24 protein-coding genes are annotated in these 26,120 nt (G+C 47.9%); 15 read left to right on the top strand and 9 right to left on the bottom strand.

Annotation, left to right across the window (positions count from 1 at the left end):
• The first annotated feature begins 217 nt into the window (after window positions 1-217).
• The 7 genes from ACFOEK_RS16320 to rrtA all read left to right on the top strand — a co-directional run bounded on the left by ACFOEK_RS16320 (window position 218) and on the right by rrtA (window position 6,819).
• Window positions 218-1,084, top strand: a complete 867-nt coding sequence (locus tag ACFOEK_RS16320) for a YicC/YloC family endoribonuclease (RefSeq protein ID WP_386722534.1) — start codon at window positions 218-220, stop codon at window positions 1,082-1,084.
• Window positions 1,085-1,156: 72 nt separating this feature from the next.
• A complete protein-coding gene (gmk, locus tag ACFOEK_RS16315) occupies window positions 1,157-1,771 on the top strand; it encodes a guanylate kinase (RefSeq protein ID WP_386722533.1) in 615 nt (204 codons plus the stop codon).
• 147 nt (window positions 1,772-1,918) lie between these two features.
• The gene (gene rpoZ, locus ACFOEK_RS16310; protein WP_386722532.1) at window positions 1,919-2,140 is read left to right on the top strand and encodes a DNA-directed RNA polymerase subunit omega; all 222 of its coding nucleotides are present in this window, start codon (window positions 1,919-1,921) and stop codon (window positions 2,138-2,140) included.
• A gap of 130 nt (window positions 2,141-2,270) precedes the next feature.
• Window positions 2,271-4,424 (top strand): bifunctional GTP diphosphokinase/guanosine-3',5'-bis pyrophosphate 3'-pyrophosphohydrolase, encoded by a 2,154-nt coding sequence (gene spoT / locus ACFOEK_RS16305; protein ID WP_386722531.1) that lies wholly within the window; start codon window positions 2,271-2,273, stop codon window positions 4,422-4,424.
• Between the two features lie 59 nt (window positions 4,425-4,483).
• Window positions 4,484-4,897 (top strand): RidA family protein, encoded by a 414-nt coding sequence (locus ACFOEK_RS16300; RefSeq protein WP_386722530.1) that lies wholly within the window; start codon window positions 4,484-4,486, stop codon window positions 4,895-4,897.
• A 150-nt stretch (window positions 4,898-5,047) separates the two neighbouring features.
• On the top strand, window positions 5,048-6,103 hold the full coding sequence (locus ACFOEK_RS16295; protein WP_386722529.1) for a PLP-dependent cysteine synthase family protein: 1,056 nt from the start codon (window positions 5,048-5,050) through the stop codon (window positions 6,101-6,103).
• 47 nt (window positions 6,104-6,150) lie between these two features.
• Window positions 6,151-6,819, top strand: coding sequence for a rhombosortase (gene rrtA, locus ACFOEK_RS16290; RefSeq protein ID WP_386722528.1), 669 nt, complete (start codon window positions 6,151-6,153; stop codon window positions 6,817-6,819).
• On the opposite strand, the gene ACFOEK_RS16285 is transcribed toward rrtA, so the two are convergent.
• Window positions 6,816-7,694, bottom strand: a complete 879-nt coding sequence (locus tag ACFOEK_RS16285; protein ID WP_386722527.1) for an NAD-dependent epimerase/dehydratase family protein — start codon at window positions 7,692-7,694, stop codon at window positions 6,816-6,818. The genes rrtA and ACFOEK_RS16285 overlap by 4 nt on opposite strands.
• Before the next feature lie 211 nt (window positions 7,695-7,905).
• Between ACFOEK_RS16285 and ACFOEK_RS16280 the strand changes: the two genes are divergently transcribed.
• From ACFOEK_RS16280 to ACFOEK_RS16270, 3 genes are all read left to right on the top strand, one after another.
• The gene (locus tag ACFOEK_RS16280) at window positions 7,906-8,817 is read left to right on the top strand and encodes a hydrogen peroxide-inducible genes activator (protein WP_386722526.1); all 912 of its coding nucleotides are present in this window, start codon (window positions 7,906-7,908) and stop codon (window positions 8,815-8,817) included.
• Window positions 8,818-8,850: 33 nt separating this feature from the next.
• Window positions 8,851-10,971, top strand: a complete 2,121-nt coding sequence (gene recG / locus ACFOEK_RS16275) for an ATP-dependent DNA helicase RecG (protein WP_386722525.1) — start codon at window positions 8,851-8,853, stop codon at window positions 10,969-10,971.
• Window positions 10,972-11,106: 135 nt separating this feature from the next.
• Window positions 11,107-11,619, top strand: coding sequence for a hypothetical protein (locus tag ACFOEK_RS16270; RefSeq protein WP_386722524.1), 513 nt, complete (start codon window positions 11,107-11,109; stop codon window positions 11,617-11,619).
• Between the two features lie 155 nt (window positions 11,620-11,774).
• Here ACFOEK_RS16270 and ACFOEK_RS16265 read toward each other — a convergent pair whose 3' ends face one another.
• Window positions 11,775-13,076, bottom strand: a complete 1,302-nt coding sequence (locus tag ACFOEK_RS16265) for an NAD(P)/FAD-dependent oxidoreductase (RefSeq protein ID WP_386722523.1) — start codon at window positions 13,074-13,076, stop codon at window positions 11,775-11,777.
• A 156-nt stretch (window positions 13,077-13,232) separates the two neighbouring features.
• On the opposite strand from ACFOEK_RS16265, the gene ACFOEK_RS16260 reads away from it, so the two are divergent.
• Both ACFOEK_RS16260 and ACFOEK_RS16255 read left to right on the top strand, forming a co-directional pair.
• Complete coding sequence (locus ACFOEK_RS16260) at window positions 13,233-14,213, top strand: 2Fe-2S iron-sulfur cluster-binding protein (RefSeq protein WP_386722522.1); 981 nt, start codon at window positions 13,233-13,235, stop codon at window positions 14,211-14,213.
• Between the two features lie 131 nt (window positions 14,214-14,344).
• Window positions 14,345-15,409: a GGDEF domain-containing protein gene (locus ACFOEK_RS16255; RefSeq protein WP_386722521.1), complete on the top strand. Its 1,065-nt coding sequence runs from the start codon at window positions 14,345-14,347 to the stop codon at window positions 15,407-15,409.
• 98 nt (window positions 15,410-15,507) lie between these two features.
• Here ACFOEK_RS16255 and ACFOEK_RS16250 read toward each other — a convergent pair whose 3' ends face one another.
• Complete coding sequence (locus ACFOEK_RS16250; RefSeq protein WP_386722520.1) at window positions 15,508-16,308, bottom strand: exodeoxyribonuclease III; 801 nt, start codon at window positions 16,306-16,308, stop codon at window positions 15,508-15,510.
• A 176-nt stretch (window positions 16,309-16,484) separates the two neighbouring features.
• Between ACFOEK_RS16250 and pyrE the strand changes: the two genes are divergently transcribed.
• A complete protein-coding gene (gene pyrE / locus ACFOEK_RS16245) occupies window positions 16,485-17,126 on the top strand; it encodes an orotate phosphoribosyltransferase (RefSeq protein WP_386722519.1) in 642 nt (213 codons plus the stop codon).
• Window positions 17,127-17,194: 68 nt separating this feature from the next.
• Here the strand turns inward: pyrE and ACFOEK_RS16240 are convergent, their stop codons facing one another.
• A complete protein-coding gene (locus ACFOEK_RS16240; protein WP_386722518.1) occupies window positions 17,195-17,968 on the bottom strand; it encodes a sulfite exporter TauE/SafE family protein in 774 nt (257 codons plus the stop codon).
• Between the two features lie 204 nt (window positions 17,969-18,172).
• Between ACFOEK_RS16240 and ACFOEK_RS16235 the strand changes: the two genes are divergently transcribed.
• Window positions 18,173-18,784, top strand: a complete 612-nt coding sequence (locus ACFOEK_RS16235; RefSeq protein ID WP_386722517.1) for a hypothetical protein — start codon at window positions 18,173-18,175, stop codon at window positions 18,782-18,784.
• Between the two features lie 59 nt (window positions 18,785-18,843).
• On the opposite strand, the gene slmA is transcribed toward ACFOEK_RS16235, so the two are convergent.
• The 5 genes from slmA to coaBC all read right to left on the bottom strand — a co-directional run bounded on the left by slmA (window position 18,844) and on the right by coaBC (window position 25,085).
• Window positions 18,844-19,443 (bottom strand): nucleoid occlusion factor SlmA, encoded by a 600-nt coding sequence (gene slmA / locus ACFOEK_RS16230; RefSeq protein ID WP_386722516.1) that lies wholly within the window; start codon window positions 19,441-19,443, stop codon window positions 18,844-18,846.
• A 167-nt stretch (window positions 19,444-19,610) separates the two neighbouring features.
• Entirely contained in the window at window positions 19,611-20,516 is a 906-nt protein-coding gene (gene argB, locus ACFOEK_RS16225; RefSeq protein ID WP_386722515.1) for an acetylglutamate kinase, read from the bottom strand.
• A 68-nt stretch (window positions 20,517-20,584) separates the two neighbouring features.
• On the bottom strand, window positions 20,585-23,131 hold the full coding sequence (locus ACFOEK_RS16220; protein ID WP_386722514.1) for a hypothetical protein: 2,547 nt from the start codon (window positions 23,129-23,131) through the stop codon (window positions 20,585-20,587).
• 144 nt (window positions 23,132-23,275) lie between these two features.
• Window positions 23,276-23,734, bottom strand: a complete 459-nt coding sequence (gene dut, locus ACFOEK_RS16215; RefSeq protein WP_386722513.1) for a dUTP diphosphatase — start codon at window positions 23,732-23,734, stop codon at window positions 23,276-23,278.
• A 139-nt stretch (window positions 23,735-23,873) separates the two neighbouring features.
• On the bottom strand, window positions 23,874-25,085 hold the full coding sequence (gene coaBC, locus ACFOEK_RS16210; RefSeq protein ID WP_386723076.1) for a bifunctional phosphopantothenoylcysteine decarboxylase/phosphopantothenate--cysteine ligase CoaBC: 1,212 nt from the start codon (window positions 25,083-25,085) through the stop codon (window positions 23,874-23,876).
• 171 nt (window positions 25,086-25,256) lie between these two features.
• Between coaBC and radC the strand changes: the two genes are divergently transcribed.
• Window positions 25,257-25,931 carry a RadC family protein gene (radC, locus tag ACFOEK_RS16205; protein WP_386722512.1) on the top strand — a complete coding sequence of 225 codons (675 nt, stop codon included), beginning with the start codon at window positions 25,257-25,259 and terminating at the stop codon, window positions 25,929-25,931.
• The last annotated feature ends 189 nt before the right edge of the window (window positions 25,932-26,120 follow it).

Raw genomic sequence — 26,120 nt, 5'->3', positions numbered from 1 at the left:
AATTCCTATTTTGAAGTGTGAAAAGTTTGAACGATGAAATCTATAAAAGAGCGGCATTATAACATTGACCTGAAGTCTTGCCAGAAAACCGCTACAATTCAGCACACGCTTTATCCATAAATCATCATTTATACATACGGGTTCGATAAACGGCATGTTTGTTATGCGGTGTTATTCATAACGACACAGACAACCGAACCAGTAAATGGGAATTACTATGACACGCAGTATGACCGCCTTTGCTCGCGCCGAGGGCACTTTTGAATGGGGTTCGCTTACTTGGGAGCTGAAATCGGTTAACCATCGCTATTTGGAAGTGTATCCAAAGTTGGCCGAGGGGTATCGAGACCTTGAGCAAGTGGTGCGTGAAACCGTTCGTAAGTATCTGAATCGAGGCAAAGTCGAACTTCAGCTGAAAGTTCAGACCAATCTTGACGCCAGTGCTGCCATTGAGGTGGACAGCGAACGCGCTCAGGAAGTCATTACTGCGTTATCGAAAGTGAATGAGTTCTTGCCGAAAGCTGGTTCGATCAGCCCGTCTGTCGTTTTGAATTGGCCGGGCGTGCAGGTGTTGCCGGAGCTGGATCGTAAAGCGATTCTGGCCGATGCAGCGAGAGTACTTAATGACGCCTTGGAGCAGCTTAAAGAAACCCGTGCTCGTGAAGGGGCGGAACTAAAGACCTTCATTAAACAACGTTTGGAAAGTGTTGCTGACATCACAACGCAAGTGCGTGCAAAGATGCCGGATATCCTTCAACGTCAACGTGAAAACCTTCAAGAGAAGCTTAATGAGCTGTCGGGCGAACTGGATAATCAGCGCGTCGAACAAGAGATCGTGTTGTTGACTCAAAAAGCCGATGTGGACGAAGAAGTGGATCGTCTGGATGCGCACGTTACAGAAGTCACTCGTGTGTTGGATCAAAAAGGCCCGGTAGGTCGTCGTTTGGATTTTTTGATGCAGGAAATGAATCGCGAAGCCAATACCTTGTCGTCGAAATCCATCGTTACCGAAACCACGCAATGTGCGGTGGAGTTGAAGGTGTTGATCGAGCAGATGAGAGAGCAAATACAAAACATTGAATAATTGGTTTTGTACGTACACATTTTTAGATACTCATTAATCAGAAAAAATACTGTTTAAATTTTAGAGAAAGTCATGAAACGCGGATCGTTATTTATTATTTCAGCACCGTCCGGTGCGGGGAAAACCAGTTTGGTTGGTAAGCTGGTGGAAAGTCAGCCGGAAATTGAGGTGTCTGTTTCTCATACCACACGCCCAATGCGTAACGGTGAAGAGAACGGTGTTCATTATCATTTTGTGTCTAAAGATGAATTTGAAGATGAAATCAAAGAAGCGAACTTCCTGGAATACGCTGAGGTGTTTGGTAATTACTACGGCACTTCTCACAAAGTGGTGGAGCAGAAGCTGGCGGAAGGCGTGGATGTGATCCTTGAGATTGATTGGCAAGGTGCAGCGCAAGTACGTAAGTTGGTGCCGGAAGCGATCAGCATTTTTATCGTGCCGCCGTCCATTAACGAATTGCGCAGTCGTTTGACCAACCGTGGTCAGGACGCAGACGATGTTATCGCGCGTCGTTTGTCCGAAGCGCAGACTGAAATGAGCCATTATTTGGAGTTTGATTACCTAGTTGTTAACGATGATTTCGATACGGCGTTAAGCCAATTGCAGGCAATATTTACGGCCAGCCGATTGACGATCGAGAAGCAGCAAACGGCGCAAGGTGCGTTAATGGCGGATTTATTGGCCTAAATCACAGGAAAGACGTTGAAACAGCCGCTGAATTGTCTGGTATTTGTTCAGTTGCTTAGCTAAAATGTCAGGTCTTTCCGAATTTAGTCGATTGCTGTTGTTACTGCGGTCGATATTAATATCCAATACAGTGGAGATTACCCAGAAATGGCTCGAGTTACAGTAGAAGATTGCTTGGATCATGTAGATAACCGTTTTGAATTAGTGATGGTAGCGACCAAGCGCGCTCGTCAGATATCCACAGGTGGTAAAGAGCCTACGGTTCCTGAAGATAACGATAAAGTAACGGTTATCGCATTGCGTGAGATTGCTGAAGGCACTATGACTCCTGCAATGATCGAAGCTGCAGAACGCGCTTCCGCTGAGTAATAGTTATTGAACGCCGACTTTTCTGAGTCGGCGTTTTTGTCTCTGCCTGACATCACTTCCTTCTAGACTCAGTACCACAAATAGGTTATTTAATTAGAGTTATACTCCCTCGCTTGAAAGGTTTGCCAGATTGCTAACGATAGATGACTTTGCGACACAATTAACCAGTTATTTACCGCCAGATAAAATTAATCTGGTACGCAGAGCTTACTATTACGCCGAACAAGCGCACGAAGGTCAGAAACGCCGAAGCGGCGAGCCTTACGTTATCCATCCATTGGAAGTTGCCCAGATCCTCTCCGAAATCCGTATGGACCATCAAAGCCTGATGGCGGCCATGTTGCATGATGTGATTGAAGATACGGAAGTGCCGAAAGCGGCCTTGTTGGAGCAATTTGGTGAGGAAGTCACTGAGATCGTCGATGGCGTTTCGAAACTGACACAGATTCATTTCGAGAGTAAGGAACAAGCTCAGGCTGAGAACTTCCAGAAAATGGCCTTGGCGATGTCGCGTGATATTCGCGTGATCTTGGTGAAACTGGCCGACCGTATGCACAACATGCGGACGTTGGGCGCGCTTCGTCCGGATAAGCGTCGCCGCATCGCCCGTGAAACGCTCGATATTTATTCGCCGATTGCGCACCGTTTAGGGATCAACGATTTCCGCGTTGAGCTGGAAGATTTGTGCTTCCAGGCAATGTATCCGATGCGTGCCCGGATGATCCAAAAAGCGGTGAATAAGATTTCTGGCCATCGCAAAGAAATTGTGGCGGACATTAAACACGACATTGAACATCGACTTGAAAGTGAAGGCTTGATTGGTCGAGTCGAAGGGCGTCAGAAGCATCTCTACAGTATCTATCAAAAGATGGATCGTCATGAAAAGTCGTTCCATGAAATCATGGATGTGTTTGCGTTCCGCATTGTCACGGACACCGTCGATAGTTGTTATCGTGTCTTGGGTGTGATTCATAATCTGTTCAAGCCGGTGCCGGATCGTTTCAAAGATTACATCGCAATTCCGAAAGCCAACGGCTACCAGTCGCTGCATACCACGCTGTTTGGTGTTTATCGTATTCCCATTGAAGTTCAGGTTCGTACTGAAGAAATGGATGCGGTTGCCAATATGGGGATCGCCTCCCACTGGCTCTATAAGAATGAAGACGAGCCGGATGAAACGAACGGCCTGCTGCATAACCACCATGCGCGTGCGCGTCAATGGGTTAAAGGCCTGCTCGAAATTCAGAAAAACGCCGGTAATCCTCTTGAGTTTATTGAGAACGTTAAGCTGGATCTGTTCCCAGACGAGGTGTATGTGTTTACGCCGAAAGGCGACATTCTCGAAATGCCTACGGGCGTGACGGCGGTGGACTTTGCTTACAACGTGCATACCGACATCGGCAACAGCTGTGTGGCCTGTCGAATCGATCGCCATTTGGCACCATTGAGTCAACCTTTGCAGTCGGGGCAAACGGTAGAAATCATTACCTCGCCGGGGGCTCAGCCAAACCCTGCATGGTTGGATTTTGTGGTGACGGCAAAAGCGCGCAGTGCCATTCGTCACTTCCTTAAGAATCAGAAACGTTCTGAGTCTATGGAGCTGGGACGTCGCTTGTTGAACAAGTCGCTGAATCATTTTGAACTTAATCTGGATGATATTAGTTCGAAAGTCACGGACAGTTGGTTAGAACAAGCCGGTCTTAAGACGCTTGAGGATTTGCTGGAAGAAATTGGCCTAGGCAATCGCATGGCCTATTTGGTTGCGCGACAGTTGATGGAACTTGCCGAAACGGAATTGAATCAGCCACAAGAGGGGGCGGAGAACACGCCAGCGCCATTGATGATTACCGGTACCGAAGGCATGGTCATCAAGTACGCTAAGTGTTGTCGTCCGATTCCGGGTGATCCGATTGTTGGCCACATGAGTTCAGGCCGTGGTTTGGTAATTCATAATGAAGCTTGTAAGAACCTGAACGAATTCCGGGGTAACAATGAGAAGCTGGTTTCTCTGACCTGGGAGAAGAACCTCGAACAAGAATTCTCGGTGGAATTGAAAGTCGGTGTTGAAAACGTCCGTGGTGTGGTTGCAGGCATTGCAACCTCAGTGACGGAAGCGGATGCCAACATTGAATCGATTACGCTGGAAGATCATGACGCACGAATTCGCGTGGTCGATCTGGTTATTAACGTTCAGGGCCGCGAGCATTTAGCGCGGGTCATGAAACGTTTGAAAGTTAATAAAGCTGTGGTCAGTATTTCGCGTGAGCGTACTGATCCTAGATAATCTGGTATAGATCGCTATGCTGGGTTGGTTGAATTCATACATTTGTGAGAACGGAAATCATGTCAAACAAAGCCATCATCAAAACGGACAAAGCACCAGAAGCCATTGGTACTTATTCACAAGCGGTGAAAGTGGGTACGACTGTGTATCTATCAGGTCAGATTCCTCTGATTCCTGAAACCATGGAGTTGGTTGATACTGGCATTGAAGATCAAATCGAGCAGGTCTTTAAGAACCTAACTGCTGTAGCGGAAGCCGCTGGTGGGTCGCTTCAGGACATGGTGAAACTGAACATTTTCCTAACAGATCTAGGCAACTTCGCTAAGGTCAACGAGATTATGGCGAAGCATTTTGTACAGCCTTACCCTGCACGTGCGGCCATTGAGATTTCGGCTTTGCCAAAAGGTGCTGGTGTGGAAATGGACGGTATCCTGGAAGTGGGCAGCTCGTCGTCAGATCACTTCTCTATGTAATACGTATTGATGCTAGGGAACCTCTGAATAAGTCCGCTCTAGCTCAGAGGTTCCTTGGATCATTAAAGGCTCTTTTGGGACTCGCTCAAAAGAGCCTTTTTTACATCTATACTGTGCTGTAAGTGAATTCATAGCCAAGAGGAATAGTACATGGATGTCTGGGTTCAACAGGCCATTCAGGCCATTAATGCGGATTTCAATCGTTCAGCAGATACTCATTTGATCAAGTTAGATCTGCCTGCGTTCAAAGACATTCATATCTACTTAAAAGACGAGTCGACGCACCCTACCGGCAGCCTCAAACATCGATTGGCGCGTTCACTGTTTCTTTATGGTTTGTGTAATGGCTGGATAAAGCAAGGCACCACTGTTATTGAATCCTCCTCCGGCAGTACCGCTGTATCCGAAGCCTACTTTGCTCGGTTGTTGCAATTGCCCTTTATTGCAGTGATTCCCAAAACCACTTCCAAAGAGAAAATCGATCATATTGAGTTTTATGGCGGGCGTTGCCATCTGGTGGATGCCAAAGATATTTATTCCGAATCGCATCGCTTAGCCAAAGAGCTCAACGGCCATTACATGGATCAGTTCACTTACGCGGAGCGAGCAACGGATTGGCGAGGCAATAACAATATAGCTCAGTCGATTTTTACCCAGATGGCGGCCGAACCCTTTCCGATTCCAAGCTGGGTGGTGATGAGTGCTGGCACAGGCGGTACCACTGCGACCATCGGGCGTTATATCCGTTATGGTTGCTTTCCGACTCAGCTGTGTTTGGCCGACCCGGAAAACTCGGTGTTTTTAGAGCACTATCAAACCGGTGATCCCGATCTTACCTTAACCAGCTCGTCTCGCATCGAGGGCATTGGGCGGCCGCGAGTTGAGCCGTCGTTTATCCCGTCAGTGATCGACCATGGAATGCGAGTTGAGGATGTCGATGCGTTGGCGACCATTCGTGTGCTGGAGACCTTGATCAATCGTAAATGCGGTGGCTCGACCGGTACCAATCTTTATGCAACCTTGAGTTTAGCTGCTGACATGGCAGCACAAGGCGAAGCGGGCAGTATCGTGACTCTCATTTGTGATTCGGGTGAACGTTACCTCGATACCTATTACAACGATGAGTGGTTGGCGGCTCATGGTTTGGATCTGAGTGACAGTATTTCAAAAGTAGAAGATCTCATTCGTCTGGGGCGTTGGCCGTAACTTTTTCATTTATGTTGAACCAAGATTTTGTGACTTCTTCAAAACCCATGACTGATCACAACACGACTGATCTTCCGCAGAGCCACCTGAAAACCTGGTGCTGGGTCAGTGCGTTGTGTCTATGCGTTAGTTCGTTGCTGATGCTGTCCTTTGATCAGGGCTGGTTAGATGTGTCCTGGCAAAAGCGTTTGATATACCAAGGTGACTATTGGCGGGTGTTGTCCGGCCATTGGTTGCATCTCAGTTGGAATCATTGGTTGATGAATCAGCTGGGGTTGGTGCTGATTCTTTGGCTGCTGCCGATGTTGTTGCTCAAAGCGCGATGGCTATTGGGCTTTGTGGGCATAGGCCTGGTGATCGGAATCAGTTTGTTGGCGACCGACCTAGATGGCTATGTCGGTATGTCCGGTGTGCTCTATGGCCTGTTGTTCTACGGAGCGTTGATTGATCACAGTCTACCGAAAAGGATTAAGGCACTGTTCTTAACCTTAGTGGCGATGAAGGTGTTAGTAGAACAAGTGTGGCCGCAGCTTAATGCCGCCACCGAAGCTCAAATCGGTGGCATGGTGGCCATTGATGCGCATCTGTTCGGGAGCTTGGCCGGGGTTGGCATGGCGTTGCTGGAACTGACGTATGGTCGTCTCAGAGCACGCAATTCAAGTACCACTGATTCAAAAGCCCCCAATAACTCCAATAACCAACGAGAAGCCGATTAAGCTTGTTTTTCAGTCTTCAGCGCAGCCAATAACGGTGGCATGCCTTCCTGATAACTGGGGTATGTTAGGCGAAACCCCGTGCTCTTCATTAACGCATTACTGATTCGTTTACTGCCGGTTCTGCCTGCAGGGACTTCTTCCCGTTGTGTTATTTCTAATTGATCGGCCATCCAGGTTTGGACCTGGTGCAACGCCACAGGGGCATCGTCGCAGGCTAAATAGATGGGTGCGAGCTCTAAATTGTGCGTGTGATGCTCGATGATCAGGTGAGCGTAAAAGCCCGCAAGATCATCTACATGAATACGGTTGCTGTAACACTCGGGCTCTGCAGCGGCGATTTTTCCTTCGAGTACTTGGCTCATCATTCGAGTTCGACCCGGCCCGTATAACCCCGTTGCTCGGATGGCTGTGCTCGGCCATGGCGAGTTAAACGCTATAGCTTCGGCTTCTAACATCTTCTTGCCGGTAAAGCGCGTAGGTTCGGCTAGGCTCTGTTCATCCACCCATTCATGGTTATTCTGACCATAGACACTGGAGCTGGAACAAAAGAAGTAGTGTTGTACCGGTACATTCTGTGTTGTCAGTGCGTTAATGAGTTGGGTTTGCGCATCCAGATAGCTGCGTTGATAGCCTTGCTCCGTGAGTTCGTCGGCGGAGACGCAAAAAATGACGTAATCCACTGTAGGTAATGAAATGGCCGGAGACTGCATATCCCAATTAAGTACTTCCACCTGAGGGTGTTGCTCTGGTTGGCGACGAATCGCAGTTAGGGTGATAGGAATGGTGGCGGCCTCAGCTTGGTCGGTTAATGCGTCGGCAATTCGATGACCAATGTCGCCAAATCCGGCAATGAGTACAGAAAGAGAGGCAGCCATGTCTGAGGTTCCTAAAAGAAATTGGTACGGGAAGACGCAGGGTAACTGAGATACAAAATTATCGCTTGTCTCTTTATCTATCAGAAACGATACTTCAATAGATTTTTTTAATATTTTAACTTGTCTTGCAATTAAAAACTGGTTATACATACAGCTTTAGGCGATGCGCCTTCGAGCCTTGCTAATCCATTGAGTAAACGGACGAACGATTATGACTCTGACCGAACTGAAATATTTAGTCACCTTGGCCCAAGAGCTTCACTTTGGTCGAGCGGCCAGTAAGTGTTTTGTCAGTCAGCCAACCCTGAGTGTGGCGATTAAAAAGCTGGAAGATGAACTGGGCGTCGCCTTGTTCGAACGTAGTTCAGGCTCGATTCGATTGACCGAAGTGGGTGAGCAAGTGGTTCAACAGTCTGAAAAAGTGCTGGTGGAAACCAAACGCGTTCAAGAATTAGCGCATGCCGGTAAAGATCAATTGAGCGGGCCATTGAAAGTCGGTGCCATTTATACGGTTGGCCCATACCTCTTTCCTCATTTAGTGCCTGAAGTTCGTCGTTTAGCACCGGGTATGCCGTTGTACATTGAAGAGAATTACACCGCTGTACTGCGTGAAAAGCTACGCCGAGGTGAGTTGGATGCCATCTTCATTGCGCTGCCGTTCCATGAACCGGAAGTGGTGACTCAAGCGCTGTACGACGAGCCGTTTGAAGTTTTGATGCAAGCACAACATCCCTTAGCGAAAAAGAAATCCCTTGCTATAGAAGATTTAACCAGTGAAGACGTGATGCTACTTGGCGAAGGGCATTGTATGCGGGATCAAATTCTTGAGTTTTGTCCAAAGCTGATTGAGCGCAATCGCGACACCAATACCCGCATTGCCGAAGGCAGCTCCATTGAAACTCTGCGTCACATGGTGGCGTCTGGTATCGGAATCACCTTGTTGCCATATACCGCAACGGGCATGACCAGTTATTCCGACGATGTTATTACTACCCGTCCGTTAACTAATCCTCAGCCTTATCGCTCGATTGCCTTGGCTTGGCGCGTCAGCTTTGCACGCCCGAAAGCCATTGATATATTGACACAGGCGACGCGTCAGTGTCGTGTGGTTGGTGCGGATTAACGAAGACGAGTTGAGTTAAAGGATTAACCTGATATGTCCCAGCCGCTCTCGTCGATTTCAGTCAGTCAGCTCAAAGGCGTTGGGCCGCAACTGGCTGAAAAACTGCAAGGTTTTGGCTTAGCGAATTACGAAGATTTGCTGTTTCATCTGCCGTTGAGATATCAGGACCGAACCCGTATTTACCCCATTGGCAGTTTGTCTCCGGGCATGGATGTGGTCATCGAAGCAGAAGTGGTGATGGCTGATGTGGTGATGCGCCGTCGTCGCAGCTTACTGTGTAAGGTTCGTGATGGCTCTGGTTTCATGACTTTACGCTTCTTTCATTTCTCTGCCGCACAAAAGAATCAGATGACGCCGGGTGCTAAGATGCGTTGCTATGGTTCGGTTCGTCCAGGCCCGAACGGCTTGGAGATGGTGCACCCTGAGTATCAAATCATTAAAGAAGAGCAAGGCAAGCCGGTCGAAGATCATCTGACGCCACTCTACCCGCTGACGGAAGGTATTCAACAGCCGAGGATGCGCAGTTTCTGCGAGCAAGCGTTGAAGAAGCTCAGCCCCTACTCGATTCTCGACTTTTTGCCCGATGAGTTATTACAACATTGGCAGTTACCCAGCCTGCATGACAGTATTCGTTTATTGCATGCACCTCCGCCAGATGTGGATCAACACTCGATTCAGGATGGAATGCATCCGGCCCAGCGTCGCTTGGCGTTTGAAGAGTTGTTGGCGCAGCATCTGAGTTTGTTGCGTTTACGTCATAAGACGCGAAAAGATCAGGCTAAAGTGCTTCATATAGTGCCTGATACTCAACACGCTTTTATGAATCAGCTGGGCTTTACCTTCACTAATGCACAGGCGCGTGTTGTTCAGGAAGTTGCTTCAGATTTAGCCTCCGGTCATCCGATGTTGCGCTTAGTACAAGGGGATGTGGGCTCAGGAAAAACAGCGGTGGCGGCGATGTCGATGCTCTATGCCGTCAGTTCCGGGCAACAGGCGGCGATTATGGCGCCGACGGAGATTCTAGCGGAGCAGCATTATCAGCAATTTTGTGAATGGTTCGAACCACTCAACATTAAAGTGGGCTGGTTGGCTGGCAAGGTCAAAGGCAAGAAACGCGAAAAAGCCTTGGCGCAGTTAGCGAACGGCGAGTTCGACATCATGGTAGGAACGCATGCGTTGTTCCAAAAAGACGTGGTGTTTGATCGCTTAGCCTTGGTGGTGATTGATGAGCAACATCGCTTTGGTGTTGATCAGCGTATGGCGCTGCGGGATAAGGGCATTATGAGCGACCAACAACTGGAAGACGATCAAAGTCATCACATCCAACACTTACGGCCACATCAGTTAGTGATGACGGCAACCCCGATTCCCCGCACACTGGCTATGGCCGCCTATGCAGATCTCGACGTTTCTGTGATTGATGAGTTACCGCCAGGCCGAACGCCGGTGGAAACGGTGGCGATTTCAGATCAACGCCGAGATCAGGTCATTGACCGGTTACGAACCAGCTGCCAGCAAGGTCGCCAAGCCTATTGGGTGTGTACGCTGATCGAAGAAAATGAAGAAATGGAAGCGCAAGCCGCAGAAGACGCCTGTGCTTTGTTGCAGCAAGCGTTACCGGATGTGTCGGTGGCCTTGGTGCACGGTCGTATGAAGCCGAAAGAGAAAGCCGATGTGATGGCGGCGTTTAAAGCGGGCACTATTCAAGTGTTGGTGGCGACGACCGTGATTGAAGTGGGGGTGAACGTGCCTAATGCCAGTGTGATGGTCATTGAAAACCCGGAACGTCTCGGCTTGGCGCAACTCCATCAGCTGCGTGGTCGGGTCGGTCGGGGAGCTACCGAGTCCTTCTGTGTGTTGCTTTATCATGCGCCGTTATCCAATCACGGTAAGGCACGTTTGCAAGTGATGCGGGAAACCAACGATGGTTTTAAAATCGCGGAGAAAGATCTCGAAATTCGCGGCCCTGGTGAAGTCATGGGCACACGCCAAACCGGTTTGGTCAGTATGCGTGTTGCGGATTTATTGCGTGATAAAGACATGCTCAACGATGTTAAAACGGCCGCCGACTGGTTGATCAGACATGCGCCTGATCGAGTCAATCCATTAATCCGTCGTTGGCTTGGCCATGGGGATCGTTACGCAGAAGTCTGATATAGAAGTCTGCCATTGGTGAAATTTTGTGCCATGCTTAAAGCATACGTCTGACTTTATAAAAATGAACGTATGACGTTGGGATTGATTGCTAACGTGAGGTAATTGCCTTCAACACGCCAGAGGCTAAAACTCATGGATGAGAAAGAGTATTTAGAAGTGACCGCAGCTCACACCTTCTGCAAAGCCTATTCGGGGATGTATCGGGTGCCGGCGTCGTTCGAGCATTTAAATATGCCCCGTAAGCCGGATGTCACGGTCAGCATTGATGGCGAGGAGCAAGATCTTGAGATCGCGCATCTTTACAGTAACGAAGAAGAAGCCAAGCAATTGAAAAGTTTGGTTGATCCCTCCCTTCCCGATAATACACTGTTGTCGATCAGAAGCATGGTGCCGTTGACGCCTTTACAGTCCAATCTTCTTGATGCCTTATCTGATTTGCTGAATAAAAAATCCACCAAGTATTATCGCAGTCAGAATCCGTGGTTAGTGATTCGTAATGCCTCGCCTAAATGGCAGCGGCGAGACTTTGAGGTAGCGATATCAAAGCTGAAAGTGCCAAAGATTCATCCCTTTCATGAGATCTGGCTGATCCCGGATTTGGTGGGCAAACAGGGATTGATTCGTTTGTATCCAAAATCTGGATGAACTTGGGTTTTAATCCGATTTGGGGTTAAAACGGCTTGGGTTTGAAGCTCGTTTGCCGCAGAGGAATGCGGCAAACCAGCTTTAAAGTGAGGTGTTTAATTAAAATAAAACACCTGCAGAAGCGCGATCCAGCAACGCTATCCAGTCAACAATGGCTAGTGCAACTTCAGGCGAGGACGAATCACTCGGTTAATGCGACCGGAAAGTCCAATCAGCAAGGTCTTGAAGTAGCCATGTAACGCAATCTGATGCAATCGATACAATGAAATGTAAACGATGCGTGCGATGCGCCCTTCCACCATCATCGAGCCTTTAGTTAGGTTGCCCATCAAACTGCCCACCGTCGAATAACGACTCAGTGATACCAGAGAACCATGATCATGGTAGCTGTAGTCTGTCTGAGGCTTATGATTATAGCGATTCATGATGTTCTTATAGACGTGGCTGGCCTGCTGATGAGCCGCTTGTGCTCTCGGCGGTACTGGCTTGCCATTGTCCTGTAATAGGAATGAGCAATCGCCAATCGAGTAAATGTCATCATCGCGAGTGGTTTGCAGCGTCGGTTTAACGTGCAATTGATTGACGCGATTGGTTTCCAGCCCACCAATGTCTTTTAAGAACTCAGGCGCTTTGACACCTGCGGCCCAGACTCGCAGATCCGATTCAATCAAGCTACCGTCTTTGGTCTCAAACCCTTGCTCGGTCACTTGAGTGATCATGGTGTTGGTGGCAACTTTTACACCCAGGCTTTCGAGCTCACGGTGCGCTGATGCGGAAATCCGTGGCGGCAGCGCGGGTAAAATGCGCTCTCCGGCTTCAATCACGGTCACTTTTAACTGATCTTGTTTTAAGTTATCGAGGCCGTAAGCCGCGAGTTGTTCTGCGGTATTGTGTAACTCCGCCGCCAGCTCAACCCCGGTAGCGCCTGCTCCGACGATACCAATATTAAGGGCAAAGTCATCGCGACCTTTGGCTTCAGCATTGGCTTTGAGGTAGGTATTGAGGAGCTTTTTGTGGAAGCGCTCGGCTTGGAGTCGACTGTCGAGGAAGTAACAGTTATCCGATGCGCCTAGAGTGCCAAAGTCGTTGGTAACGCTGCCAATGGCCATGACCAGTATGTCGTAGTTGAGTCGACGTTCGGGAAGGACTTCTTTGTCGCCTTCCATGATGGGGGAAAGGATGATTTCTTTGGTGTCCCGATCTAAACCAGCCATGCGGCCTAGATGGAATGTGAACCCGTGGTTATAAGCGTGCGCTCGATAACTGAGTTCGTCGATGCCTGAGTCCATGGACCCGGTGGCGACTTCGTGGAGAAGAGGTTTCCAAAGGTGCGTATCGCTGGCATCCACCAGTTTTACGTTTGCTTTGCCTTTTTTGCCTAGCTTGTTACCTAGTTTGGTTGCTAGTTCAAGGCCTCCTGCTCCACCACCGACAATCACTATCTTTTGTTTTATCATGGCGATATCCCAGTAGAAAATTTGGGGTCATTATATCTGAGATCCAAACAAACCAGAATTAAAATGCACTCTTATAGTGCTTGTGGTTCTTTAAGAGGCTGACTCAGAGGTTTCTTCGTTTGGATAAGCCTATTTACATTTTAAAGGTTTTTGCCCGTGCCTAAGTTGTCCTTCAAAAATGATACGTTCGAGATGAATTCGTCTCAGAGTGTGCTGGAAAATCTGTTGAATCGCGGTCATCAAGTTCCAAACTCTTGCCGTGCCGGGATTTGTCAGGCGTGTAAGGTTCAGTTGGTGGATGGTGTGATTAATCCGCAGGCGCAACAAGGTTTGCCTGCAGCACAAAGCGATGCCGGAATCTTTCTGGCATGTTGTTGTTTCCCGTCGTCGAATATTTCCGTTCAGTTGGTGGATACGGCTCGAATCAGTCATGAAGCGCAGGTGCTGGATCATTTTATGTTGAATGCCGATGTGTTGTGTCTGCGCTTAGATACGGACTTCAAATGGCAAGCAGGGCAAGTGATTAATTGTGTGAAAGACGATACCGTGATTCGTAGCTACTCCATCGCCAGTCGGCCTATGGATGGTGTAGTGGAGTTGCACATACGAATATACCCGGATGGGCGCTTTGGGCAGTGGGCGAAACATCAACTGAAAGTGGGAGATCGACTCCGTATCGAAGCTCCATTTGGTGAGTGTGTCTACGACCCGGCCTGTTATCAGCAGAATATGTTGATGGTCGCCACAGGTACTGGATTGGCACCCATTTATGGGGTGTTGAAAGAGGCATTAGCAAATCATCATCAAGGTCAAATTGAACTCTATGTGGCTTCAGGAGACTATCAGGGCTTTTATTATCTGGATAAATTGGAGGCCTTGGCACAGGCTTACCCCCAGCTACGTCTGCACAAAGTGGTGCGACGTAGAGATTCAGTACTCGAAGAGGCAGCACTTGAAGAAGTAAAAGAGGGGCATGTTGAGGATGTGGTGTTAGCAGAACACTCCTCTCTCAAAGATTATCGAGTGTATCTCTGTGGTGCGCCGACAATGGTGGAGCAATTGAAAAAGGCGTGTTTTATGCGGGGCGTTAAGATGCAGGATATTCAGTGTGATCCATTTGAAGCTGCGCAACCGTAACGCTTCTGCAATAGTTTTTATTTGTTGGAAACAGTGTTTTACATTTGTTCACTAAAACCAAATGGAGTGTGAACTCCATCACAACGTATATTCGAAGCTTAGAAGTAGTAGTGTGGCTTGGAGTGTATTGAGTGTTATCGAGTCTCGAGAATAAGGTAGCCATCGAGGATTATGAAAAACGCAATGATCGATTTTGCATTGCGATCTGCGTGTTGGGAGCCTTTTTTCTGTGTTTATTTGCAGTAAAGTCCTATCTTGCTGGGCTATACAGTTATGGCCTGACCTTGGGTATTTTTGCCGTGGGTGCCAGTGCTCTGGTGCTGTATTTCGGCTACACCGGTAATCGAAAGATTTTACATTTCACCATCACCGTTGGTTTTACGGTGATCAATCTCTTCTTACTGCATACTGGTGGCGAAGGCGATACCGGTTTTTTGTGGTTCTACACTTACCCTTTAATTGTGTTTACCTTACTTGGGGCTAGGCTGGGCTTGATACTTTCTGTAAGTGTGTACTTACTTTCGGTGATTATCTTAATGTATCCGGAATTTAGCTTGCTACAGGCGAATTATTCTTTGGATATTAAACTGCGTTTTATCGGTTCTATGTTGTTTGTGATTGCCTTGGGATATCTGATGGAGACCTCTCGCGTGAAGGCGCAGCGTTCGAGTAATCGCGCGAATGCGCTATTGAAGACTATGGCGACGCGCGATGAATTGACTGGTTTATACAACCGTCGAGCCATTCGCAACATCTTCGAAAAGCGTATCGAAAAGCAAACCACACTGGCTATTTGCGATGTTGATCACTTTAAGAAAATTAACGATCAATACGGTCATGAAATTGGTGATAAGGTGTTAAAGCAGGTGGCAATTTCGCTACAACACTCGTTGCGTGACAGCGATGTGGTAGTGCGTTGGGGCGGTGAAGAGTTCTTGGTGTTATTGCCAAATACTGACATTAAAGAAGGCATCAATATCATCGAACGAATGCGCTATGAGTTGGCGGCGACTGCATTTGAAATCAACGGTCATGCGCTGCAATTGTCGGTGAGCGCCGGGGTTGTGTCTTCGACGGAACATTGTGGATGGGATGACATGATTTCAGTGGCTGATAAGTATTTGTATCAGGCCAAGGAAAGCGGCCGGAATTGTTCGTTTGCTAAGGTCAATGAAGATCTACTGGAAATGGTTTAGAGGGCTGTTGGAAAAGGGTTAAAAACCGAGTAACGAAAAAAGGCAGCCGAGTGAGCTGCCTTTTTTATGAACTGCTCGTCGAAACGAATGTTGCCAGATCAGAAGAAATCGAAGTCTTCTTCACCGTTCAGTTCATAATCGTAATCAATGATAACTGGGCCGTGATCACTGAAACGCTTGTTCTTATAGACTTTAGCTTGCGCGGCACGACGTTTTAGCCCAGGCGTGCCGAGCTGATAATCGATGCGCCAGCCTTCGTTGCGTTCCCATGCGCCTTCTTCCTGTGGCCACCAGGAGAACTCATCCTGGTCGTAATTGGCTTCACGGAAACAGTCGACATAGCCCATCGGGCCAAAGATGTGATCCATCCAGGCGCGTTCTTCGTCCATAAAGCCGGATTTACCTTGTTGGTTTTTCCAGTCATGCACGTCGTGGGTTTTGTGAGCGACATAGAAGGTGCCACAGAATAAGAAGTCACGGCGTTTACGCAATGTCTTCTTCAAGTGGCCCATAAAGGCTTTCATAAATTGAAACTTGTGGTCTTGCAGTGGTGTGCCTGCCACTCCCGATGGGAAAAGCACCGATGCAATGCTCACTTTTTCAAAGTCTGCCTGAATGAAGCGTCCTTCCATATCAAATTCCGGGTTGCCTAACCCAAACATAATGGCTTTTGGTGGTTCTTTGCAGTAAACCGCAACCCCAGAAAAGCCATCTTCATCAGCGTCGAAAAAGTACCCTGAGTAATTGCCAGGGTTAATCATCTCTTCGCTGAGCTGATATTCTTTAGCCTGTAGATCCTGTACGCAAACTACATCCGCATCTTGTTTGATCATCCATTCGAAAAAGCCTTTTTCGGCTGCTTGTTTGATGCCGTTTACGTTAAGACTGATTATCCTCATTGAAAGCTCCCAATTTCGAGAGTGCGTATAATACCTGACTCGTTGCTTGAGATTAATAATCCGAGTCAAAAAAGCTTATTTTTATTGTTAATTAATTGTATCCCAGCTCTTCTCTACTTGCTTGTGGGGCTGGAATCACCATAATACGCTCACAGCAAAAAAGAGGCCTACTTCTCATGCAAGACTATCAGCAGGAATTTATCAAGTTTGCGATCGACCAGGAAGTCCTTAAATTCGGTGAGTTTACTCTAAAATCCGGTCGGATCAGTCCCTATTTCTTCAATGCCGGGTTGTTCAATTCCGGTGCAGCGTTAGCCGCCTTGGGCAAATTCTATGCACAAGCGATAGTTGATTCAGGAATCGAATTTGATGTGATCTTCGGGCCGGCCTATAAAGGCATTCCTCTTGCTGCCGTGACGGCGTTTGCCTTGGCAGAGTTCCATGGGCGCGACATTCCTTACGTATTCAATCGCAAAGAAGCCAAGGCGCATGGCGAAGGTGGTACCTTGGTGGGTGCTGAGCTGAAAGGTAAAGTATTGATCATTGATGACGTGATTACCGCGGGCACCGCCATTCGAGAAGTGATGTCGATCATCAAAGATAATGGTGCAGAACCGGCCGGCGTGGTGATTGCCTTAAATCGTCAGGAACGCGGTAAAGGTGAGTTGTCTGCGATTCAGGAAGTGGAGCGCGATTATCAAATGCCGGTAGCGAGCATTGTTAATCTTGAGCAAGTGCTGGCGTTCGTCGAAGGTGAGCCAGCCTTAGCTGCGCATGTGGATGCCGTACGCGCTTATCGCGATACTTATGGCGTGTAGAGCAAAGCAAATTCCATTAAAAGGCTGATCTGGTGATCGGCCTTTTTTGTAGTCGCGGTATTGTAGATTTAAACCCAAAGCGCTTTCACTATTAAGCTCAGGCCGGTGGCTATCGTCATCCACTCAAAAGCCCGCTTAATCATACTATTGCCTTTGGCAATGGATAAATGTGCTCCAACATAGCCGCCCAGCAATGAACCGAGTAACAAACTCGGTAACCATAACCATTCCACCGGGGCTTGCAACGCTAAGGTCAGTGCCCCGGTACCGTTCCAGAAGAGACCGACTAAGATTAGGGTGTAGGTGACGGCGCGTAGGTAATCCAAGCCAAACCAGCGAACTAACCATAGAGTGACGAATAGCCCTGTGCCTGACGTTAAAGAGCCGTTCAGAAAGCCAATGAAGAAGATGACTGCGCCGCCAAACGCGTAACGGGCGGTATTGTAGGGAATAAGCTTCGCTTCTTTGCCTAGCTCGGGTTTTACTGCGGAGTAAATGCCCAGGCCGACAGTCAGCAGCCCTAGTGCTAATTGTGCATAGGTATCCGGAATGTGAATGATAACGCTGGCGCCGAGAATTACCCCAGGCAGTCCACAGCCTAAAATAAAGGCCGAGAAACGCCAGTTGATCGAACCCTCTTTGATATGTCGTATAGTGGCGCCAATACCGAGAGCGACGCTGGCGATTTTATGGGTGGCCAAAGCCGGTGTGAAGGTTAATCCCAGAAAGAGTAATGCCGGCAGTTGCAGTAACCCTGCTCCTCCTCCGGCCATAGCCGAAAAGGCATTGGCGATAAAAGAAATGACAAACAAGGCAATAATTAAGGTTAGGTCAATAGTCATAAGGTATTGGTATTGCTATAGTAATTAGATGCGCTAGGAGGCTGGCAAATATCTGCATCTAAACAAGGTTTTAGGTCGATGGTTGGCAAGTCTAACATGCAACCCCATGAACACGTTTGAATTCTTATTTGCGGTTTTATGAATAAATATTTGTCTTCAACTCGATACCTTTTGATTTCACTGCTTGCGTGGGGACTGACGTTTGTGAGTACGTCGCTCAAAGCAGAAGAATATTATCGATATAAAGACAAGAATGGTGTTCAGGTCATTAATACCTATATCCCGCCGGAATTCGTAAAGTATGGCTACGACGTGATCACGCCAAGAGGACAGATAATTAAAACCGTACCCCCTGCTCCAACCGAAGAAGAACTGGCAGCCAGGGATGAAGCCAAGCGGTTAGCAGCTGAAGAGAGAAAGCGTGAAGTGGTGCAGCAACAAGTCGATGAGCGCTTAAAGAAGCTGTATAGCCATCCGGACGACGCCAAGCGTGCGATGGAACGTAAGTTGGCAGAAATTGATTATCAGATCAGTCGAAAACGTGGTCAGTTGGTCACCTATAAAAGCAAAAAAGCCAGGCTTGAAGAAATCGCGGCAGAGCGTGAACGTTCTGGTCGCTCGGTGTCAGAACAAACGATTCAGGAAATCGAACGTTTTAACCGACAAATTGAAGAAGCTAACCGCTACATTGCTACCATTGAAGCCAGTAAGGATACGGTGAGAGCTCAATTCCAAAAAGACATCGACCGAATGATTGAAATCTTCAATGAAGAGCATCAGAAGAGGCTGCAGCGTCGGTTAAGTGAAGTGGAATAGTGCGGTGATTGGAAGTATGAGGCTGAGCCGTTTGCTCAGCCTTTTTTATGTCCGGCGCATTATTTAGTGATCAACAGGCCTTGTTGTAGCACATCCCACTGGGCGGAAAAATTACTGGTCGGTTTCTTTTGAAAGTTACTGCGAGCGTATTGGTTGATTTGACCATCTGCGAAGGAGAGTAACAGCTGAGCCGTTTCCTGAACGCCCGCGCGTGTGGTTTTTTGATCCCGAATTTCTGCTTCCCTGAGGATTTGCTTAAACTGTGTTTCCAAGCGCTCATAGAGCTGCTCTAAGCGTTCTCTGAGGCGAGGTTTCTCGCCAGCCAACACTTCGCCATTAAGAATTCGGCACATGCCCGGATTACGCTCAGCAAACATTAAAATTAGGCTAAGCGCCTTTTCACAACGCGTGAGAGTGCTGGTCTCGTTTTGCATAATGCGATTGATGTTTGAAAACAGCGTTTCTTCAATAAACTCGATCAGGCCTTCAAACATGCGAGCTTTACTGGGAAAGTGGCGGTAAAGCGCTGCTTCTGAAACCCCGACTTCTTTCGCAAGTGCGGCAGTGGTAATTCTTTGGCCTGGGCTGCTTTCTAACATGGCTGCCAGAGCTTCCAGAATTTGCAACTTACGCGAGGGTTTCTTGGCGGTGTCTGTCATAGATTAAGTGTCCTTGATCGGAATAGTGAACGTTACAGCTTGGAACTTATCTTTTTTGAATGCCTAGCCATAAGGCGTCAGCGAGTCTTTTTCATGTGTTCGGTTCTAAAGCGTTTCGAGAAAGGCAGCATTCGATGGCATGTCTCCGAATGCTGCACGGCCTGCAATTAGCTCAGGTTCTCGTTGGTGATCAGGGTGCCAACACCTTGATCGGTAAAAATTTCCAATAGTATTGAATGGGAGAGGCGTCCATCAATGATATGCGCGCGCTTCACGCCAGCTCTCACGGCATCAAGAGCACATTGAATCTTAGGAAGCATGCCGCCATAAATGGTGCCGTCGGCGATCAGGTCATCAACCTGTTTGGCATTCAGGCCGGTTAACACATCGCCTTGCTTGTTCAGCAAACCTGGTGTGTTGGTCAGTAGCATCAGTTTCTCTGCTTTTAGAATTTCAGCAACTTTACCGGCGACCAAATCCGCATTGATGTTATAGGACTGGCCCTTTTCATCGACCCCAATGGGGGCAATCACGGGAATAAAGTCACTGTTTACCAACATGTTAATCAGGTCGGTATTGACGGAACGAACTTGTCCAACATGGCCTATATCGATGATCTCAGGCTGTTGCATCTCGGGTGATTTGCGAGACACTTTCAGCTTATCAGCGGTGATTAATTTACCGTCTTTACCTGTCAGACCGATAGCACTGCCGCCTTCATTGTTAATCAGGTTCACAATGTCTTTATTCACCTGACCGCCTAACACCATCTCAACCACATCCATGGTGGCGCTGTCGGTTACGCGCATACCGTCGATGAACTTGGATTCAATATTCAGCTTTTCCAGGAGGTCGCCAATTTGTGGGCCACCGCCGTGTACAACCACAGGGTTAATACCCACGGTTTTTAATAACACGATGTCACGGGCAAATTGGGTTTTTAATTCTTCATCGACCATGGCGTTGCCGCCGTATTTGATTACCAGTGTCTTACCAGTAAATTTCTGGATATAAGGAAGGGCGGTACTAAGTACTTGGGCTGTGTTAAGTGCTTGTGCTCTGTCGAGGGTCATGATGACTCCTGAAACTCAGGTTGGCTACGATAATAGTTTGATTCGGTTGGGAGGGGGATTAAACCCCCTTAGAATGGAATTTGCAACGCTGGATCCACTTGAGTAATGGCATCCTTGAATTGATCCATGATCATCGAGAGGGTGTCTTGATCGTCACCCTCGAAGCGCAGTGTCAGTGACGGCGTGGTGTTGGAGGCTCGGACAATACCCCAGCCATTGTCATAATCCACTCGTACGCCATCAATTTCAGTCAACGTCGCGGCAGGAGAGCTAAGCAAGTCTTTAAGCCGGGCGACGATTTCAAACTTGGCGTGTTCACTGGTTTCGATGTGATATTCCGGTGTGATCAAGCCTAAAGGATAGTCTTTAAAGACTTCGTTAACAGGACGATTGTCGGTACTGAGCAGTTCCAATAACCGTGCAGCCGCATAAAGACCGTCATCAAAGCCATACCAGCGTTCGTTGAAGACCAGGTGGCCGCTCATTTCACCACCAAAGGTCGCACCAAGCTCCAGCATTTTGGTTTTAATTAAGGAGTGACCGGATTTCCAGGCCACAGGGCGACCGCCATGTTGGCTAATATACGCCCCTAATTTATTTGAACACTTCACATCATAAACAATGTCGGTGCCTGGACAACGGCTTAATACATCTTTAGCAAACAGCATCATCAACTGATCAGGCTGAATGATGTGTCCTTCGTTATCGACAACGACGATGCGATCACCGTCGCCGTCAAATGCAATGCCGAGATCGGCATGTTTGCCCTGCACCGTAGCAATTAAATCGCTCAGGTTGCTTTCAATGGTTGGATCAGGGTGATGGTTCGGGAAGTTACCATCAACATCACAATACAGGGGAATGACATCACAGCCGATGGCTTCAAACAATTTGGGTGCATATTGGCCTGCAACCCCGTTGCCTGCATCAATCACGACAGTCAGTGGCTGAGCGACGGCAATATCAGAGATCACGCGATCCATATATTCCTGGTCGAGGTTGATCTTATGATAAGTTCCTTCACCGGACAGCAGGTCGTTTTCGACAATGCGGTTATACAAGCGATGAATCCCGTCTTCATGCAATGGCTCGCCATCAATCACGACTTTGATGCCATTGTATTCCGGTGGGTTATGAGAGCCGGTAATCATGATGCCGGAGTTTGAGTCTTGGGTGTACGCGGCAAAGTACACTACAGGTGTCGCTACCTGGCCGATATCGATGACATCTCGACCCGTGGACTTCAGTCCATGGATTAGGGCATTAGCGAGATCGGGACTGGATAACCGTCCATCGTGACCAACATAAATGGTTTGTTGTCCACGCTCATAAGCCTCACTGCCTATGGCTTGGCCTATTAACTCAACTGCTTCCGGCGTTAACTGGTCGGAAACGCGGCCACGAATGTCATAGGCTCGGAAAATTTGCTGCGAAATTGCACCTTCTTCGGCTTCTTCAAGTTCCATGGACTCTTCATCGAGATCCAGGTCGAGGTGCAGGTCGTTGGACTCTTCGTAATGTTCTGGTGTTGAGTTAGAGAAAGCATCGGGAATAATGCTTTCCTCAAGACTGGAATTACTGCGACGGGTTTGTTGGAACAGAGCCTGAGCAAAGGTCGTAAATTGGCCCAATGTGAAGTCTGGTATTTTAGGTTTTCGGCCACTTCCAATTGAGAGTGTGAACTCTGACAACAAGTGCATGTTCTTATTTAGACGGCTGTTCATCACATAATGGAACATAGCCATACCCACCAGTACTAGCAAAATCGCAATCAAGCCCGCAATGAAGGTTTGATTTTGATTAATCAGTGGCTGATTGATTTGAGTGCTGGAGATTTTATAGGTCAGTGTCAGATGGGGAACGTTAGAGGCTTTGCTGAATGCTAGCTTATCCTTGTTGCCTTCCCCTTGTGCAAACAACATGGTCGGTGCGTTGTTGGAAAAGGTCTGTTCAATCAGTAACTCACCAAGTGACGTGTCCATTTCAAAGAAAGCCCCAAAAATGGCAACGGTTTCATAGGTCACCAATAACGAAGCAACCATTCGCCCTTGATCGTTTTTAATCGGCGCAATGCTTTGCAGGTAATAGGTGTTGTTCAGGCGATGGAACTCTAAAGGAACGGACTGTCCTTTTTCTAATCGCTTGACCATATCTAGTCCGGCAAAGGTCAATGGCATTTCAGATTGAGTATCGAGCTGTGCTTGTCCTACCGGAATAATGCGTGTTTTCTTAGCAAATGGCAGGGTCGCCGTAATTTGTTGTTCCGTCCGTTGTTTCAAGGCTTTGTCTTGAACTCTTAAGAGCAAGAACAGACTTTCCTGAGCCGCAGTTTGCTCGGTTGATTGCTGGATATTAGTCAGGTTGGCATTCAGTTGATTCAGATAAGTTTGACCCAGTGCGTTTTGAGTCTCTATCAGATGTCGTTGATTGGCCTGGCTGGCATTAAAAAACTGTACGCCGGTACTGATAACAATGGCAACGAGAATGAAGCCTGTTAACAAGGTAACAAGGCCGATGAGCCCACTCTTTTGCTTATTCTTAGTGGCTGCAGGCTTGGGTGTTTTCTCTGGTTGCTGAATGTCTGTATCTGCGTCTTTTTTCTTAAACAGGCCCACGTTACCGTCCTTAATTGCGTAGTTACTGAGTCCGTGTAAGGGATAAGCATAGCTTATTATTTACTGTCTAAATTACTTATCCCTAATCGCTGGGTAAATATACAAACCACTTCAATGTGAATGGTGTGTATTGGGTGTTAATGATTAGTGTTTACCTGTACTGCCAAAGCCGCCTTCGCCACGGTCGGATTCATCGAAATCAGACACTATCTTAAATTCTGGCTGGACTACCGGAACGATGACCATCTGTGCAATACGTTCACCCACTTCGATGGTGAAGGCAGTGTTGCCCCGGTTCCATACAGATACCATCAGTTGTCCTTGGTAGTCTGAATCGATTAAACCCACTAAATTGCCCAATACGATACCGTGTTTATGGCCAAGCCCTGATCTCGGTAGCAACATCGCTGCCAACCCAGGATCGTCGAGATGAATGGCCATGCCGGTTGGAATTAGATGTGTGTCGCCAGGATTAAGCGTCAACGCTTCTTCTAGACAGGCGCGTAAGTCCAATCCTGCAGAGCCATCCGTAGCGTACGTTGGCATTGGAATGGAGTGGCCCAAACGGTCGTCTAAAATTTTCAGGTCAACGGTGACTGACATAAATGTACCCTTAAATGTTCAAAGTGTGAGTAGTATTTCATTTTGGATCGAAAAATGAATGCCCAAAATTGTATGATTTTGTAGCCGAATCAGTTAGTTAAACATGTGATTTGCTTGGCGTTGTAATGATAGTGAGCCCTTACGACAGTTGCGCTTTTATGCAGGCCAGGATTTCATTGGCCATGTTGCTCTTGGACATGAAGTCTAAGTCGTGACTGCCTTGAGCCCAGAAGATAGTGGCGGCGTTATTATCACTGTTAAAACCAATGTTGGTATTAGAGACGTCATTCGCCACAATCATATCGAGTTTTTTGCGCGCCAGCTTCGCTTGTGCGTATTGCGCAACCTCTTGGGTTTCTGCCGCAAAACCAACGGTGAATGGGCGTTCCGGATGTTGTGCGATGGTCGCGACGATGTCCGGATTTTTGACAAGTTTGATGATCATCTGTTCTTCACCATCAACCTTTTTGATCTTGTGTTCGGCGATTTCGGACGGACGATAGTCGGCGACAGCTGCAGATGCAATGAAAATATCCATTTCGCCGATCTGCTGCAAACTGGCTTCGAGCATCTGCTCTGCGCTCTTCACTTGAATGCGCTCGACGCGTTCAGGGCAAGGTAAATTGGTTGGGCCTGAAATCAGAGTCACACGAGCGCCTTGATTTGCCGCTGCTTGCGCCAGGGCATACCCCATCTTCCCGGAACTGTGATTAGAAATGTAGCGAACAGGATCAATGGCTTCTTGGGTTGGGCCGGCAGTGATAACGATATGTTTTCCTGTGAAGGCTCCTTCTTCGAAGTAGGCTGCACTGAGTTCAAGAATTTGTTCCGGCTCTAACATACGCCCAGGCCCAACATCACCACACGCTTGCTCGCCTTCGGCTGGTCCCATCCAGATTAAGCGCTCGGGATCAAACATGGTTTTGAGCTGAGATAGGTTGTTTTGTGTCGCCGGACTGAACCACATCTGTTGATTCATGGCGGGGGCGAGTGCGATCGGGGCATTGGTTGCGAGGCAAATGGTGCTGAGTAAATCATCCCCCTTGCCTTGCACTAAGGTTGCCAAGAAATTTGCTGTAGCAGGTGCGATGACCATTAAATCGGCCCATCGTGCCAGTTCGATGTGGCCCATGCCTGCTTCGGCTTCGGGATCTAACAGACTGGTATGAACCGGATTCCCCGACAACGCTTGCAGCGTTAGAGGCGTCACAAATTCTTGAGCTGAACGAGTCATTACCACATGTACTTCGGCGCCGGCTTTTTTGTAGTGACGGACAAGTTCGGCGCATTTGTAGGCGGCAATCCCGCCAGTGATGCCTAATAGAATGCGTTTGTTTTGCAAACGAGACAGAAGATTTCCTGAGTTCATTCGAGTAGTCCGTCCTATCTATGATCTAAAAGAGCAAAATATATCACGGCTGAGGATAAATTCAGACAATAAGCGGATGTTCTCTGTTAACCCAAGCTGATACTGACTAACAGGGTATGACAAGGATCGAGCTAAATAAGGAAAATATAAATTATGGCAATTACTCATTGGCCGTTGGCCGAGCGCCCCCGAGAGAAACTGTTGGAACGCGGTGCCGATGCTTTATCGGATGCTGAATTATTGGCGATCTTTTTAAGAACCGGAGTGAAAGGAAAAACAGCTCTGGATCTTTCCCGGGAATTATTGGGCGAATACGGCGACTTGCGCGTGTTGCTGAAAGCGTCTCAGGAGCGCTTTTGCCAGTCCCATGGTTTAGGGCAAGCCAAATATGTACAGCTGCAGGCTGTAATGGAAATGAGTAAACGGGTGTTGGCGACAGGATTAAACCGAGGGGAGTCACTTACCTCACCCAGTCAATCGCGAGAGCTCATCGCTAGCGAATTACGAGATGAGGTGCGGGAAGTCTTTGCCTGTCTGTTTCTGGATAATCAGCATCGAGTGATTGCATTTGAGCGGATGTTTTGGGGAACGGTGAATGCTGCCAGTGTGTATCCCAGAGAGGTGGTGCGCCGTGCCTTGGAACTATCTGCCAGTGCCGTGATTTTTGCGCACAATCACCCCAGTGGCGTTGCCGAACCCAGCGAAGCGGATCGTCAAATCACGCAGCAATTAATTCAGGCGTTGTCGTTAATTGAGGTTCGAGTGTTGGACCATTTTGTGGTGGGAGATCTTGAGTTGGTGAGTTTTGCGGAACGGGGTCTTCTGTGAGGATGTTCTTTTAATAAATAACGTTTTAATCGATCAAATTGACCAGAGAACCATCAGAGAACAATGAAGCGACCCTCTGTCTTGAATTCCATGGTAATCTACCCATTTGTACAGGAAATACGCAATAAAACTTGCTATTGGGTAGTCGCTCTGGTATAAATGCCCGCTCGATTTATGTCGGCGCCCAAA

This window comes from Litoribrevibacter euphylliae, assembly GCF_042646085.1.
GTDB classification, from domain to species: Bacteria; Pseudomonadota; Gammaproteobacteria; order Pseudomonadales; family Litoribrevibacteraceae; genus Litoribrevibacter; species Litoribrevibacter euphylliae.
The sequence above is the reverse complement of the archived record's forward strand: the minus strand, read 5'-3'. Positions and strand labels throughout refer to the sequence as shown.

Bases quoted from the DNA above. Each gene is read 5' to 3' on its own strand.
- ACFOEK_RS16295 (WP_386722529.1), top strand. From the start codon at position 5,048: ATGGATGTCTGGGTTCAACAGGCCATTCAGGCCATTAATGCGGATTTC.
- ACFOEK_RS16240 (WP_386722518.1), bottom strand. From the start codon at position 17,968: ATGACTATTGACCTAACCTTAATTATTGCCTTGTTTGTCATTTCTTTT.
- ACFOEK_RS16265 (WP_386722523.1), bottom strand. From the start codon at position 13,076: ATGATAAAACAAAAGATAGTGATTGTCGGTGGTGGAGCAGGAGGCCTT.
- slmA (WP_386722516.1), bottom strand. From the start codon at position 19,443: ATGACAGACACCGCCAAGAAACCCTCGCGTAAGTTGCAAATTCTGGAA.
- ACFOEK_RS16270 (WP_386722524.1), top strand. From the start codon at position 11,107: ATGGATGAGAAAGAGTATTTAGAAGTGACCGCAGCTCACACCTTCTGC.
- rpoZ (WP_386722532.1), top strand. From the start codon at position 1,919: ATGGCTCGAGTTACAGTAGAAGATTGCTTGGATCATGTAGATAACCGT.
- ACFOEK_RS16320 (WP_386722534.1), top strand. From the start codon at position 218: ATGACACGCAGTATGACCGCCTTTGCTCGCGCCGAGGGCACTTTTGAA.
- dut (WP_386722513.1), bottom strand. From the start codon at position 23,734: ATGTCAGTCACCGTTGACCTGAAAATTTTAGACGACCGTTTGGGCCAC.
- ACFOEK_RS16285 (WP_386722527.1), bottom strand. From the start codon at position 7,694: ATGGCTGCCTCTCTTTCTGTACTCATTGCCGGATTTGGCGACATTGGT.
- pyrE (WP_386722519.1), top strand. From the start codon at position 16,485: ATGCAAGACTATCAGCAGGAATTTATCAAGTTTGCGATCGACCAGGAA.
- argB (WP_386722515.1), bottom strand. From the start codon at position 20,516: ATGACCCTCGACAGAGCACAAGCACTTAACACAGCCCAAGTACTTAGT.
- radC (WP_386722512.1), top strand. From the start codon at position 25,257: ATGGCAATTACTCATTGGCCGTTGGCCGAGCGCCCCCGAGAGAAACTG.
- gmk (WP_386722533.1), top strand. From the start codon at position 1,157: ATGAAACGCGGATCGTTATTTATTATTTCAGCACCGTCCGGTGCGGGG.
- ACFOEK_RS16250 (WP_386722520.1), bottom strand. From the start codon at position 16,308: ATGAGGATAATCAGTCTTAACGTAAACGGCATCAAACAAGCAGCCGAA.
- recG (WP_386722525.1), top strand. From the start codon at position 8,851: ATGTCCCAGCCGCTCTCGTCGATTTCAGTCAGTCAGCTCAAAGGCGTT.
- ACFOEK_RS16280 (WP_386722526.1), top strand. From the start codon at position 7,906: ATGACTCTGACCGAACTGAAATATTTAGTCACCTTGGCCCAAGAGCTT.
- ACFOEK_RS16300 (WP_386722530.1), top strand. From the start codon at position 4,484: ATGTCAAACAAAGCCATCATCAAAACGGACAAAGCACCAGAAGCCATT.
- rrtA (WP_386722528.1), top strand. From the start codon at position 6,151: ATGACTGATCACAACACGACTGATCTTCCGCAGAGCCACCTGAAAACC.